The organism is Rhizobacter sp. P5_C2, from assembly GCF_054049715.1.
In genome coordinates, this window is record NZ_JBFULV010000005.1 from 33,245 (window position 1) to 46,525 (window position 13,281).

Below are 13,281 nucleotides of genomic sequence, written 5' to 3' on the forward strand. Positions count from 1 at the left end.
AGCTCAATGGGGGAAGGGCCACAGCCGCAGCTTCTCGCGCGCGGTCGACCACAGCCGTGCGAGCCCGTGCGGCTCGACGATCAGGAAGAACACGATCAGCGCGCCGAAGATCATCGACTCGAGGTGCGACGCGAGCGCGGTCGACAGCGGCATGTCGAACCAGCGCGGCACCTGGTTCAGCAGCAGCGGCAGCAGGATGATGAAGGCCGCGCCGATGAAGCTGCCGCTGATCGAGCCGAGCCCGCCGATGATCACCATGAACAGCAGCTGGAACGAGCGGTCGATGTTGAAGGCGGCCGGCTCCCAGGCCCCGAGGTGGATGAAGCCCCACAGCGCGCCGGCCACGCCGACGATGAACGAGCTGACCGCGAACGCGGTGAGCTTCGCGTACATCGGGCGGATGCCGATCACCGCGGCGGCGACGTCCATGTCGCGCATCGCCATCCATTCGCGGCCGATGCTCGCGCGCACCAGGTTCTTCGCGAGCAATGCGAACACGCTGACGAACACGAGGCACAGCAGGTACTTCGACACCGGCGATTCGATCGGCAGCCCGAACACGTTCAGGCCCGACACGCTGACCGAGCCGGACGAGGAGTTGTTGGTGAACCAGCTGATGCGCAGGAAGGCCCAGTCGGTGAAGAACTGCGCGGCGAGCGTCGCGACCGCGAGGTACAGGCCCTTGATGCGCAGCGACGGGATGCCGAACAGCACGCCGACGCCGGTGGCGCACACGCCGCCGAGCAGCAGCGATGCGATCAGCGGCATGCCCGGGATGCGCACCTGGAAGTTGTAGGCCGCGTACGCGCCGACCGCCATGAAGGCGCCGGTGCCGAGCGAGATCTGGCCGCAGTAGCCGACGAGGATGTTGAGGCCCAGGGCCGCGAGCGACAGGATCAGGAACGGGATCAGGATCGCGCGGAACAGGTACTCGGGGGCGGTCAGCGGCAGCACGACGAAGGCGACCGCCAGCAGCGCGAGGATCGCGATGCGGTCCTGCAGCACCGGGAAGATCTGCTGGTCGGCGCGGTAGCTGGTCTTGAACTGGCCGTTTTCTCTGTACAGCATGGTCTAGTCCGATTTCACTCAACCGTTCGCACTGAGCTTGTCGAAGTGCCGCGCGCACAAACCGTTCGCGCTGAGCCTGTCGAAGCGCTGTCCGCAGGCTTCGACAGGCTCAGCCCGAACGGGGTGGGGGTGACGGGCGCGCTGCGTCATACGCGGTCGATGATCTTCTCGCCGAACAGGCCCTGCGGGCGCACCAGCAGGAACAGCAGCGCCAGCACATACGCGAACCAGATCTCGATGCCGCCGCCCAGCATCGGCCCGAGGTAGATCTCCGACAGCTTCTCGCCGACGCCGATGATCAGCCCGCCGAGGATCGCCCCCGGGATGGAGGTGAGCCCGCCGAGGATCACCACCGGCAGCGCCTTCAGCGCCACCAGCGACAACGAGAACTGCACCCCCAGCTTGCTGCCCCAGATGATCCCGGCCACCAGCGCGACGATGCCGGCCACCGACCACACGATGACCCAGATGCGATCCAGCGGGATGCCGATCGACTGCGCCGCCTGGTGGTCGTCGGCCACCGCACGCAGCGCGCGCCCGGTGGCCGTCTTCTGGAAGAACAGCGCCAGCAGCGCGACCAGCGTGGCCGCGACCAGCGCCGCCACCAGGTCCTCCTGGCTGATCAGCACGCCGCCGTCGAACGTGCCCTGCAGCACCAGCAGCGGCTCCTTCGGCATGCCGACGTCGATCTTGTAGATGTCGTTGCCGAACAGCGTCTGGCCGAGGCCGTCGAGGAAGTACGCGATGCCCAGCGTCGCCATCAGCAGCGTGATGCCGTCCTGGTTGACCAGCCGCGACAGGCACAGCCGCTCGATCAGCCACGCGACCACCACCATCAACGCCGCCGCGGTGACGAAGCCCAGCACGTTCGCGAGCAGCTTGCTCTCGAAGTGGAACCACTGCGGGTACCAGCCGGAGAAGCGCGCCATCGCGAGCGCCGCGAACAGCACCATCGCGCCCTGCGCGAAATTGAACACGCCCGAGGCCTTGTAGATCAGCACGAAGCCGAGCGCGATCAGCGAATACAGCATGCCGGCCATCAGGCCGCCGAACAGGGTTTCGAGGAAAAAGCCCATCAGTGTTGAACCCCCAGGTAGGCGCGGATCACGTCGGGGTTGCCGCGCACCTCCGACGGCGTGCCGTCGCCGATCTTCTTGCCATAGTCGAGCACCACCACCCGGTCGCTGATGTCCATCACCACCCCCATGTCGTGCTCGATCAGCACGATGGTCGTGCCGAACTCGTCGTTCACGTCGAGGATGAAGCGGCTCATGTCCTGCTTCTCCTCGACGTTCATGCCGGCCATCGGCTCGTCGAGCAGCAGCACCTGCGGCTCCATCGCGAGCGCGCGGCCGAGGTCGACGCGCTTCTGCAGCCCGTACGGCATCTTGCCGACCGGCGTCTTGCGGTACGGCTGGATCTCGAGGAAATCGATGATGCGTTCGACCACGCGCCGGTGCTCGATCTCCTCGCGCTCGGCCGGCCCGAAGCGCAGCGCCTGCAGCAGCAGGTTGCTCTTCATGCGCAGGTTGCGGCCGGTCATGATGTTGTCGAGCACGCTCATGCCCTTGAACAGCGCCAGGTTCTGGAAGGTGCGCGCGACGCCCATCTCGGCCACCTGGCGCGAGTTCATGTGGCGGAAGGTGCGCCCGCGCAGCGCGATCGAGCCCTGCTGCGGTTGGTAGACGCCGTTGATGCAGTTCAGCATCGAGCTCTTGCCGGCACCGTTCGGGCCGATGATGGCGCGGATCTCGTGCTCGCGCAGGTCGAAGCTGATGTCGGTCAGCGCCTTCACGCCGCCGAACGACAGGCTGATGTTCTTCACGTCGAGGATCACGTCGCCGACCTGTCTTGTCATGCGGCGCTCCTGACCGCGGCGAAGGTCTTCGCGTCGGCGATGCGCAGGTCGGCCGCGACCATGCCGCTGCGGCCGTCCTCGAACTTCACCGCGGTCTCGATGTACTGCGAGGCCCGACCGCCGTACAGCGCATCGACCAGCACCTGGTAGCGCTCGCCGATGAAGCCGCGCCGCACCTTGCGCGTGCGCGTCAGCTCGCCGTCGTCGGCATCGAGCTCCTTGTGCAGCACCAGGAAGCGGGTGATCTGGCTGCCGGCGAGCTTCTCGTCCGCGGCGAGGTCGGCGTTGACCTGCTCGACGCAGTCGCGCACCAGCTCGTACACCTCGGGCTTCTGCGCCAGGTCGGTGTAGCCGGCGTACGGCAGGTTGCGGCGCTCGGCCCAGTTGCCCACCGCCTCCATGTCGATGTTGATGAAGGCGCAGACCTTCTCGCGCCGGTCGCCGAAGGCCACCGCCTCCTTGATGTACGGAAAGAACTTCAGCTTGTTCTCGACATATTTGGGCGCGAACATCGCGCCGTCGTTCGCGCCGCCCAGCAGCCGGCCGACGTCCTTCGCCCGGTCGATGATCTTCAGGTGGCCGTGCGCGTCGAGGAAGCCGGCGTCGCCGGTGCGGTACCAGCCGTCGGCGGACAGCACCTCGGCGGTGGCCGCCTCGTTGCGGTAGTAGCCCTTCAGCAACCCAGCCGAGCGCACCAGCACCTCGCCGTCGGCAGCAACCTTCAGCTCGACGCCGTCGATCGGCACGCCCACCGTGTCGGCGCGCGCCTGGTGGTCGGGTTGCAGGCAGACGAACACGGCGGTCTCGGTCGAGCCGTAGAGCTGCTTCAGGTTGATGCCGATCGAGCGGTAGAAGCTGAACAGGTCCGGCCCGATCGCCTCGCCGGCGGTGTAGGCCACGCGCACCCGCGACAGGCCCAGCGTGTTTCGCAGCGGGCCGTAGATCAGCAGGTTGCCGAGGCCGTACGCAATGCGATCAAGCAGGCCGAGGCGCTGCCCGTCCATGCGCGCCGGGCCGATGCGCCGCGCGAGCGCCATGCAGCGCCGGAACAGCCAGCGCTTGGGCGCACTCGCGTCTTCCATGCGGATCATCACGCTGGTGAGCAGCGCCTCGAACACGCGCGGCGGCGCGAAGTAGTAGGTCGGCCCGATCTCCTTCAGGTCGATGCCGACGGTGGCCGCCGACTCGGGGCAGCTGACGACGTAGCCGCAGGCCAGCCACTGGGCGTACGAGAACACGTTCTGGCCGATCCATGCCGGCGGCAGGTAGGCGAGCACCTCTTCGCGATCGGTCAGCCTGTCGAAGCGCGCGCCGGCGCGGGCCCGGTCGATCAGGCTCGCATGCGTGTGCACCACGCCCTTCGGGTGGCCGGTGGTGCCGGAGGTGAAGAACATCGCGGCCACGTCCTCGGGCCGGTTGCGCTGCAGCTCGTCGTCGACCTGCGTCGGGTGCGCGGCATTGAAGAGGCGTCCGGCGGCGACCAGCGCGTCGAGCGAGGCCAGGCCGGGCTCGTCGTAGTGACGCAGCCCGCGCGGGTCGTCGAACCAGATGTGGGCGAGAGCGGGACACTGCGGGCGGATCTCGAGCAGCTTGTCGACCTGCTCCTGGTCCTCGACCATCGCGAACGCGACGCCGGCGTTGACGATCGGGAACACGAACTCCGTCGCGACGGCATCCTGGTACAGCGGCACCGGGATCGCGCCGAGCGACTGCGCGGCGAGCATCGTCGCGTACAGCCGCGGCCGGTTCTCGCCGACGACGATCACATGCTGGCCGCGCTGCAGGCCGGCCTGCGCCAGGCCGCCGGCGAGCTCGCGGACCAGCGTGGCGAGCTGCGCCCAGCTCAGCGTCTGCCAGATGCCGAACTCCTTCTCGCGCAGCGCCGGGGCGTCCGGCCGTTGCGCGGCATGGTCGAGCATCAGACGGGGGAACGTCGTCAGCACCGCGTGTCTCCTTGTTGTGTCCTGCCGTTTGCGACGACTGTACGAACAAGTTTGACGCCAGGTTGTCGTTCTGACGACAATCTTCGGGACATCCCCCTTCGGTCTTACCCGCGGCTACGCGCCGATCGTGCGCAGGCCGTCGGGATTCTTCGCGATGACTTCGAGAAAGAGGTCGTCGCCCAAGCGCAGCTGGTGGAAGCGCATCTTCGGGACTTGGCGAACAGTGCCTGCCTGAGATCGAGGCTTCCAGGTCGGGGCGCTGGTGCAGTTTCAGGATGGTGGTATGCACAAGTCAACGGAGACATCGTTCAACCGCTGAATTCCAGTCTGGTAGAAGCCGCCTTGCGCGCTGCACCTGCAATGGCAGCGCCGCCAAGACACGGCGTCCAGGGCGCGACGCCGCCCAAATTGCCAACAGTCATCGTGAAGCGTCGACGCCTCACCATCGCCCGCACCTGAACTCAGCTCGCTGGCGATGACGAACGGCCTCACTACTCAACCTGGGTGCTACGCATTGGATGGACTTCGCGGCTTACTCCCACGGATTAGTCAATGACTTGCCGGGAGCTCCTGAAGAAAGCGCCACTACGTCTTTTCCATAGTCCAGCACGAGAAGCGCCTGAGGTACAGAGTAGCTTGGCAGCAGATGACAACTAAGCCTCGCCGTTAAAGTGACGTCACCATTGAGCGTGTCGGCAGAAGCATCCAATACGACCTCGCCGACGCGACTACAGGTGCCGGGATTCCGCGGGTCGAAGAGGTTGGCGTCATGCAACTCGACGAACCATACCAACCGCGGCAGTTCGATCGTTCGATACCAGTCCTTCAGCACTGGGTCGAGTTCTCCGTCCTCCAGTGCCCACCGCCTGAAGGCATGACGGCGAACCAGGAAAGTTCGCAACACGATATCGATCTCGGGACTCAGCCGCAGCACCTGCTTGGATGTGTCGTACCGCGAAAGCAGGACGCAGGTGAAGGCCAATGCCTTCAATGCCGCTTGCTCAGCCTCCTTCGCGGTCATGTGCACGGTTTCCGGCAGTGGAATGATGAGGTTCTTAGCGTGCTCGAGACAGTAGTCGTTTGACTTGGGATCGCCCTTCGCTATCGGCAGGTACGGTCCAGTGTTGTCGTTGTGAATGACAAGCGCCTCAATCCAGTCGGATGCCGGTCTGCAACGAATGCCGAGTGGCGTCACGGTCCGGCTTGAATCGACGACCGGCCTACCAGCGAGCTGACGTCCAATACATACAACTGCATGACCACCACTGCGAGGGAATAGGGTTCCGATTACTGGCAATCCAGATTCGATGTACGGCGCCGCCTGCTCGATGACCTGGGCTGCAGTCGGCGTCACACCAGGCGGTAGGGGGTCACAAGTGAGGGTCAGCGGATCGTGACCAGACGAACGAACTGCCTCGAGCATCTGTTCGATGACAAGGCCTTGTCTGCCCGGAAACACGCGATCCAGCGCCAAGTACCGGGTGGCGGCACGCGTGAGGTCGGCCGGGTTGTAGGCGGTGTTCCCCACTCGCTTCATTTGGGTACGCAGCGCAATCCAGATGCTGGCCTGCGCACACGCGCCGACTGCGTTGTCCTGCTGCAAATAGGGTGTGCCACATACCTGGAAAGTTCGTCCGGCGATGTGCACAGGAAATCGCTCGTGGCAAGTCACATCCGCTGCGTTGGATGGCATCAGGATCGATGCACCGATCGGTGCGTGTCGAAGTGGACGGATTGTGACGAAGCCCAGGTATTGCCGATCGGGGTCGGCCAGGGTGTCGAGAAATGCGAGCACGGCCCGGGCGTCGAGAGCTAGGCCATTTTGGAGAACAGGTGCTGGAGCACCAAACGCATGCAGGCGTGTACAGAGTCTTGAAATGACTCGGTGCTGCTTGCTGTAGAAGGCTTCGTGTTCGGCCAGAAAATCGGGATCCCGTACGGATTCCTGGACGAGCAGTGTTTGCGCACCGATCTTCCGCAGATGCTGGACTACGTGCTGGAAAGGAACGATCGGTTGCCCGATGAGCGCAAACGCCTGCATTTCTGATGCAGGAGGCGCGATGGCGCGAAGAAGCTCAGATTCGTCAGCGATCGACGCGAAGTCGATGAATCGGTAGCGAAGGCCCATGCGCGCATTCTGCACGCACAAACCGTCTAGCTACTCAACGCACGGTCAGACGCAAGTTCTCGATCGGCACCGTACGTTCCCGCTCCCGCAGCGCCAGCACGTCTTCAAGCATTGCGTTGGAGAGCAACTCGTTGAGCTTCGCACTCAGCTGAGGCGGTATAGGCACGGCTTGGCCAGGCTTGGCGAGAGTCTGCTCGACCATCGACTGACCAAGATCTACAGCAAACTCCAGAGCGCCACTGTCGATGTTCGGCATGATCGGGCTCCTAGGTTTGGCGGGTAAAAATCCGGGATTATGAGCGGAAGACTGTCAGCTTGTCCAGAGAGCATCGCCGTGGCTTTGCTCAAAGGAACACTAGCACATCGCTGTGCGACCCGACAGTGAAGTTTCCATGGCAATTTCTGTTCCTGAAGAGAGGAAAAGGGAGCCATAGCTCCCTCTCCTCCCCCCACTGAACAGGTCGCCGGCGGGCCCGTCAAGGCAGCAGCCGTTTCCACCATACCTGCAACTTCTGCAGCAATGACTGATGCGGCGAGGGTAACGGTGGGGTCTCTCGATGCCTTGCGGGCAACTCACTCTGCTGGTCGTAATACTTCTGTTTGCGGATCTTGTCGCGCCGGCGCCCGCGCGCGATGGCCTCGTCGGACATGTCGCGAGCCCATACGACAACACCATCCCAAATGAAGTAGTGCGACCGACAAGGGAAGGCCCAGTTTCCGACGGACGGAGACAGGCTCGCCCCGCTTCGGTCGAACGAAATCGACCAGTCTGTCGGCGAAAGGGGCGTAATGACCTCACGCCCACATCCGCACGCACAGAGGTGGCCGGCCACGTCCCTGTCCGCTGTGACGTACAGGGTGTTGGGCTCCAAGACCTCCGGAATGGAGCCCACCACCTCGTGTTTGAATCGCGCCTGCTTCACCGCTGCTCCAGCCGGCTGAGCTGGTTCAGGTTCACGCTGAACGTCGTCTCGTATTCGTCGTGGTCGTCCAAGTAGAAGCCACACATTCGCTTCCACTTCGCGACCGCCAGCGCTGCGTTCAGGCAGTTGAAGTCGGCGACCTGGATGTTTGACGCGTACAGCTCCTCATCGCGGTCCGCCTTGGGGATGCGGGCGAGCGCGATGTCGCGGGTCGACGGCGTGCTGGCCGTCACGCGGCAGGTGCCCCAGATCGACTCCTGGTCATGGGAGAGGTTCAAGCCCATGCCGACATCGATCACCTTCACCCCCGTGTTGGCCAGGGCGCGCAGCACGAGCTGTCGGACGTCTCCGCGGTCGACGCACAAGAACACATAGTCGAAGCCCGCGAGCTCCATCACGTTGTCCTCGTGGATCATGACCTCGTGGGGAACCACGCCACGACGCATCGTCGAGTAGTGCTCGCTGAGGTACTTTACCTTCGTGATCCCGCGGTCGAGGGTCTCCCGTGAGATGGCGCCCGGGAAGCGGAAGGCATTGTGCGGTCGCAGCATGTCAGCGTCGAAGAGGTGGATCTCCACGACATGAGTCTTGGCCGCCAAGTCGAGTGCGTAGCTTCCGGTTCCACCCAAGCCGACGAATGCGATCCGCTGCTGACGGAAGCGCGCCGCCAAGCGCTGGATGCCCGCGCGGCTCGACGCAGTGTCCTGGTACAGAAACACTGAATCGTCCTCGATGGGCTCACGTGTTCGGAACGTTCGCGCGTCGACGCTGGCGTCCAATGCCCTGGCCTGGCTTGAGATGACTCGCACGTAGCTGGTGACCTTCTCGTAGTAGCTCTCGTAGTGGCCACGCTTGGGCTTGTTGGAGAACCAGTGCTGAGCTGTAACCCCTTCGGCCAGCTTGTACTCGCCGCTCTGGCAGCGGATTTGTACAAGGTCAGTGCCGTCCGCCTTGCAGGGGTGCTCCCCGATGAAGTGGACCTGGTGCGTGCTCGGGCGGCCGAGCACGTCCGGGGTCGACGTGCTCAGCTCGGACACGATCACACCGCGTGCCACCTCCTTCTTGGAGTTGACGTACGGCACCGAGTGGACCAGCAGGTGGCCGGACCGGATCTCGATTTCGTAGCCCTCGTTGATCAGGCGCTGCAGCTCGGCGTTACGACTTATCAGTAGGCGTGACATAGAACTTCATCCCTTCCTTGACGATGACGGACTGGCCTTCAACCAAAGAACCATTGGGGTTCTGGCGGGGACCAGAGGCGTAGTCGATCGAGTAGATGATCAGATCGCTGGGCACCGCTTCGGGGTAGCCCAGCTTGACCACGTCCCAATAAGTCAGCACGCGGCGGTCGACCTCGCGATCGCGGGAATTGACCTTGATCGTGATCCGAATCGGGCGCGTGATGAATCGTTCGGTGCCCGGCTGCGCGAGGTCAACCATTTCCTTGTCCTCGATCACGCGGTCATGGCCACCCGCAGCATCGAGCCAAACGTCGGTGGTCTCGCTCGGCACGCCTGCGAGCCGCTTGATCGTTCCACCCGAGATGTGCGACGCGCCCCAGTCGAACGCGCGCTCATCCAGGAAAAAGCGGAACGAGCGGTCGCTGCGAAACACGAGGAACTTCTCGACGCCGGCGCTGCGCAGATCCACGGTTCCCTCCGGGCGAACCACTTCCAGCACACCATCGCCCAGGACTTGGAAAACCAGGAAGTCGCTCGCGGGGCGCGCGCCAGCGGCCGCCAGGATCTGGCCGCCGGTCACCACCGGGTCGTCGACGACCTTGGGGACGAATTGCATGGACTGATCGCCGATCTGAATTCCGAACGGCCCATGCTCACGGACGGGACGCCCGGCCGACACGGCGGCGTAGACGTCTTCAACATTTTCTTCAAATTGCTTGCCCATCTGCAGCTTTCTGTTGGTCACGCGGAGAGCCGCGCACTTCGATTTCGCGCTTGCTCAACGAGACCGCTGCTGAGCGCTTGATGCAACTATGAACAAGCATGCTAAGTTTGTCAAGCACATCAAGCATGCTTCCAAAACTTAGCGGTAGCGCCTAGACTCACGTCAGGCGGGTATCCGTGGGAAGTCCCGGGTGCTGTCGCCATCACAGACAGCCCGTGAAAGTCACCTTAGGTCAGTACCTAGCGTCGATCCGCAACGACAGGAAGATGTCGCTCAGGCAGGTCGAAGAGGCCAGCGGCAAGGAGGTCTCGAACGCCTACCTGAGCCAGCTCGAGAACGAAAAAATTCTGCAACCGAGCCCGACCATCCTCAACAAGCTGTCCGAGATCTACAAGATCGACTACACCACGCTGATGGATCTCGCCGGCTATCTGCCAGCGGCCGCAACACGTGGTGATGGTGAGCGTCACGGAAGAATCGCCACCTTTGCTGAGCACAACTTGACCCAGGATGAGGAGGCGCAGCTCTTGAAATTCTTGAAGTTCATGCGCTCGGAGAAGGGCGGTTGATGAAACCCGACGACAGCAGTCTTCAATCGTTTGAACTGGCCGCTGTCGAACGACAGGCTCAGGACCTGCTCAATCGCGCGTCGGCATGGGGGCGATTCCCCACACCAGTCGACGACATCCTGGGCGCAGCAAAGCTGCGCGTGGCATCCAAGGGGATGTTTGATGCCGCTGCGTTCCTCGCGTACGTCAAGAAGAAGACGGTCGAGGCGGCGCAGACGCTGAAGTCCGCCCTGTCCAAGGTACTCGGGCTCTACGACGCCAACGAGCAAATCATCCACGTTGACGAGAGCGTCGGGGTGTCCAAACAGACTTTCCTGAAGCTGCACGAGACTGGGCATCACGAGCTGCCGGCCCACAGAAAGATCTTCCGGCTGTTCCAGGACTGCGAACGGACCCTGGCGCCCACCATCGCGGACCAGTTCGAGCGCGAGGCCAACAACTTTGCGCGCTACACCCTGTTCCAGGGCGCGGCCTACAAGCAGATGGCCGCCGACATGCCCATGGCCGTGAAGACTCCGATCACGCTTTCTAAGAAGTTCGGCGCTTCCGTCTATGCGTCGGCGCGCGAATTTGCGAGAACCAATCACCGAGCCTGCCTCGTCTACATCTTGGAGCCCATCCAGTTGGCGCCGGGTGTTCCAGCACATGCAGACGTGCGTCGCATAGAGGGCTCACCGGCCTTCGCGCAGCAATTCGGCATTCCCAACGATGAGCGGATCGATGTTTCACACGCGCTAGGCCACCTGCTGCCCATAGGCCGGAAGATGACCAAGCCAACGCAACTGGTGTACAGCGACCGCAATGGCGACAGACACGAATGCCTCGGCGAGGCGTTCGATACGACCCACAACGTGCTGCTCCTCATCTACCCCACGCGAGCACTGTCCGGATCACTCATCGCCCTGCCAGAGCAATATCAAAGTCTGCTGACGAAGTAGTACTTGGCGATGCGAGGTCTTCCCGCAGAGAACGAAACCCATCACCGAGTCGCATTCCAGAAGGCCGTCGTCATCTTCATGACTCGCTCGCCCTCCGTAGCTACATAGACTGTCGTCGTTCCCAAGGAGGCATGACCGAGCAGTTGCTACTCGATCTCAATCCTGATGGCCTTGCTCAGAGCGTGCGACGCAGGAGTACATGTTGCCGAGGATCGTCACGATGACGAATCTGACGGTCCATGGCAACTGCGTGCGCTCAGCCAACGGAGGGTCGAGTGTCCGATCTGGCGCAGGCTCTGGTTCGTGGCGCTCCCCGCCTGCTCCATGTGAACTTCGTTTGAAGGTCAGGGCATGATGCATGTGTGCGGGACATGCCGCGCGCAAGGACAGCGAAGCCGATTCCATGGGTGCAGCGATTCCATCGGGCGTGTCGAACCTGCCGGGAACGGGGCAGCCGCCGCTGCGGGTGCGCGCCCGCCAGGCCAGCGCCGACGAGCTGCGCGACATCCCGTGGCTGCAGTCGCTGCAGGCCGACGAACGCGAGCGTGCCGTCGACGACCTGAAGGTGGTGCAGGTGGAGGCCGGTGAGCTGCTGTGCCGGGTCGGCAAGCCGGCGACCTTCTGGTTCGGCGTGGTCGACGGCCTGCTGAAGATGAGCAACGACTCGGCGCTCGGCATGCCGATCACCTTCACCGGCGTGCCGCCCGGCGGCTGGTTCGGCGAGGGCACGGTGCTGAAGCGCGAGGTCTACCGCTACAACATCCAGGCGCTGCGCAAGAGCGTGGTGGCGGGCATCACGGTCGAGACCTTCCATTGGCTGATCGACCGCAGCATCCCGTTCAACCGCTTCGTGATGCAGCAGCTGAACGAGCGGCTCGGACAGTTCATCGGGGCGCGTGAGATCGATCGGTTGAACGATCCGGATGCGCGGGTGGCGCGCAGCCTGGCGTCGCTGTTCCATCCGGTGCTGTATCCGGGGGTCGGCACGCTGCTGCGCATCACGCAGCAGGAGCTGGGCTACCTGGTCGGGTTGTCGCGGCAGCGGGTCAACGAGGCGCTGCATGCGCTGCAGGCCGAGGGGCTGATCCGCATCGAGTACGGCGGGCTGCGCGTGATCGACCTCGAAGGCTTGCGGCGGCGGCTGCAGCGCCCCGCCGAGGCTGGCGCTACTCCTCCAGCTCCGCCTTCGCCATCTCCACATCCAGCCGCTCCATCGCATCGGCCGGATTGAAGGCGGCCGCATCGGCATACAGCTGCTCGGCCTCCTTCATCTTCTTGTCGCCCTCGAGCATCACCAGCCCGTTCGCGTACTCCACCATCGCGATCGCCGAATCCGGGTTCAGCTTCAGCGCGGTCTTGAACGCTGCAAGACCCGCCTCCTTGCTCGCCCCCTGCGTGCGCCCGAGCAGCGAGCCCACTTTGTCGATCACCTCGGCGTGGAAGGTGCCGAGCCCGATGTGCGCATCGGCATGCTTCGGCTGCAGCTTGATCGCCGTCTCGAGCGCGCCCTTGACCTTGCTGCCCAGCCCCTGCGTCAACGCCTTCGCGACGCTGATGCCCTGGCTGTAGCGGCCCAACGCGTAGGCCGACAGGTACCAGGCGTTCGCGTTCTTCGGGTCCTCGGCGGCTTGCGCCTCGGCGCGCTCGGCGACCTCCTGGAACAGCGCGAGCTTCGTCTTCTCGTTCTTCTCCAGGTAGTTCGCATAGATGGCCTGTGCCTTGTTGGCCACCGTGATGCCGGCACCGCCCGCCTTCAAGCCGGCCTCGGTCGCCTTCTGGAACTCGCCGGCATGGAACAGCGCCCAGGCGGCCAGCACCTTGTCGTCCTTCGGCAGCGGCTCGGCATCGCCGGCATGCAGCCGGGCCCACTTCTTCTTCAGGCTCGCGGCGTCGAAGCTGTACTCGGCGGCGTCGTACGGGAAAGCGGTCCACTTGGCCATGGTTGTCTC

General features: G+C 63.9%; 13 protein-coding genes and 1 pseudogene. 3 read left to right on the forward strand and 11 right to left on the reverse strand.

Going from position 1 to position 13,281, the window contains the following annotated elements; all coding sequences use genetic code 11:
* Positions 1–3 precede the first annotated feature (3 nt).
* The 10 genes and pseudogenes from ACXJLU_RS02755 to ACXJLU_RS02800 form a co-directional block, all read right to left on the reverse strand.
* Positions 4–1,068 carry a branched-chain amino acid ABC transporter permease gene (locus ACXJLU_RS02755; RefSeq protein WP_457328952.1) on the reverse strand — a complete coding sequence of 355 codons (1,065 nt, stop codon included), beginning with the start codon at positions 1,066–1,068 and terminating at the stop codon, positions 4–6.
* Between the two features lie 146 nt (positions 1,069–1,214).
* Positions 1,215–2,144, reverse strand: coding sequence for a branched-chain amino acid ABC transporter permease (locus ACXJLU_RS02760; RefSeq protein WP_457328953.1), 930 nt, complete (start codon positions 2,142–2,144; stop codon positions 1,215–1,217).
* Complete coding sequence (locus ACXJLU_RS02765; RefSeq protein ID WP_073462875.1) at positions 2,144–2,926, reverse strand: ABC transporter ATP-binding protein; 783 nt, start codon at positions 2,924–2,926, stop codon at positions 2,144–2,146. The genes ACXJLU_RS02760 and ACXJLU_RS02765 overlap by 1 nt, the downstream gene beginning before the upstream one ends.
* The gene (locus ACXJLU_RS02770; RefSeq protein ID WP_457328954.1) at positions 2,923–4,869 is read right to left on the reverse strand and encodes an AMP-dependent synthetase/ligase; all 1,947 of its coding nucleotides are present in this window, start codon (positions 4,867–4,869) and stop codon (positions 2,923–2,925) included. The genes ACXJLU_RS02765 and ACXJLU_RS02770 overlap by 4 nt, the downstream gene beginning before the upstream one ends.
* Before the next feature lie 532 nt (positions 4,870–5,401).
* On the reverse strand, positions 5,402–6,997 hold the full coding sequence (locus tag ACXJLU_RS02775) for a hypothetical protein (RefSeq protein ID WP_457328955.1): 1,596 nt from the start codon (positions 6,995–6,997) through the stop codon (positions 5,402–5,404).
* Positions 6,998–7,031: 34 nt separating this feature from the next.
* Positions 7,032–7,253 carry a hypothetical protein gene (locus tag ACXJLU_RS02780; RefSeq protein WP_457328956.1) on the reverse strand — a complete coding sequence of 74 codons (222 nt, stop codon included), beginning with the start codon at positions 7,251–7,253 and terminating at the stop codon, positions 7,032–7,034.
* A 220-nt stretch (positions 7,254–7,473) separates the two neighbouring features.
* Positions 7,474–7,647 carry a hypothetical protein gene (locus ACXJLU_RS02785; protein ID WP_457329035.1) on the reverse strand — a complete coding sequence of 58 codons (174 nt, stop codon included), beginning with the start codon at positions 7,645–7,647 and terminating at the stop codon, positions 7,474–7,476.
* An 18-nt stretch (positions 7,648–7,665) separates the two neighbouring features.
* Positions 7,666–8,016, reverse strand: a pseudogene (locus tag ACXJLU_RS02790) (ubiquitination-like system serine protease family protein); the annotation flags it as partial.
* Complete coding sequence (locus ACXJLU_RS02795; protein WP_457328957.1) at positions 7,917–9,101, reverse strand: ThiF family adenylyltransferase; 1,185 nt, start codon at positions 9,099–9,101, stop codon at positions 7,917–7,919. The gene ACXJLU_RS02795 and the pseudogene ACXJLU_RS02790, both read right to left, overlap by 100 nt.
* Positions 9,076–9,846 (reverse strand): multiubiquitin domain-containing protein, encoded by a 771-nt coding sequence (locus ACXJLU_RS02800; RefSeq protein ID WP_457328958.1) that lies wholly within the window; start codon positions 9,844–9,846, stop codon positions 9,076–9,078. The genes ACXJLU_RS02795 and ACXJLU_RS02800 overlap by 26 nt, the downstream gene beginning before the upstream one ends.
* A gap of 194 nt (positions 9,847–10,040) precedes the next feature.
* Between ACXJLU_RS02800 and ACXJLU_RS02805 the strand changes: the two genes are divergently transcribed.
* From ACXJLU_RS02805 to ACXJLU_RS02815, 3 genes are all read left to right on the forward strand, one after another.
* The gene (locus ACXJLU_RS02805; RefSeq protein WP_457328959.1) at positions 10,041–10,394 is read left to right on the forward strand and encodes a helix-turn-helix domain-containing protein; all 354 of its coding nucleotides are present in this window, start codon (positions 10,041–10,043) and stop codon (positions 10,392–10,394) included.
* Positions 10,394–11,332: an ImmA/IrrE family metallo-endopeptidase gene (locus tag ACXJLU_RS02810; RefSeq protein ID WP_457328960.1), complete on the forward strand. Its 939-nt coding sequence runs from the start codon at positions 10,394–10,396 to the stop codon at positions 11,330–11,332. The genes ACXJLU_RS02805 and ACXJLU_RS02810 overlap by 1 nt, the downstream gene beginning before the upstream one ends.
* Before the next feature lie 403 nt (positions 11,333–11,735).
* The gene (locus ACXJLU_RS02815; RefSeq protein WP_457328961.1) at positions 11,736–12,563 is read left to right on the forward strand and encodes a Crp/Fnr family transcriptional regulator; all 828 of its coding nucleotides are present in this window, start codon (positions 11,736–11,738) and stop codon (positions 12,561–12,563) included.
* Here ACXJLU_RS02815 and ACXJLU_RS02820 read toward each other — a convergent pair.
* A complete protein-coding gene (locus ACXJLU_RS02820) occupies positions 12,499–13,272 on the reverse strand; it encodes a tetratricopeptide repeat protein (protein ID WP_073462881.1) in 774 nt (257 codons plus the stop codon). The genes ACXJLU_RS02815 and ACXJLU_RS02820 overlap by 65 nt on opposite strands.
* Between the last annotated feature and the right edge of the window lie 9 nt (positions 13,273–13,281).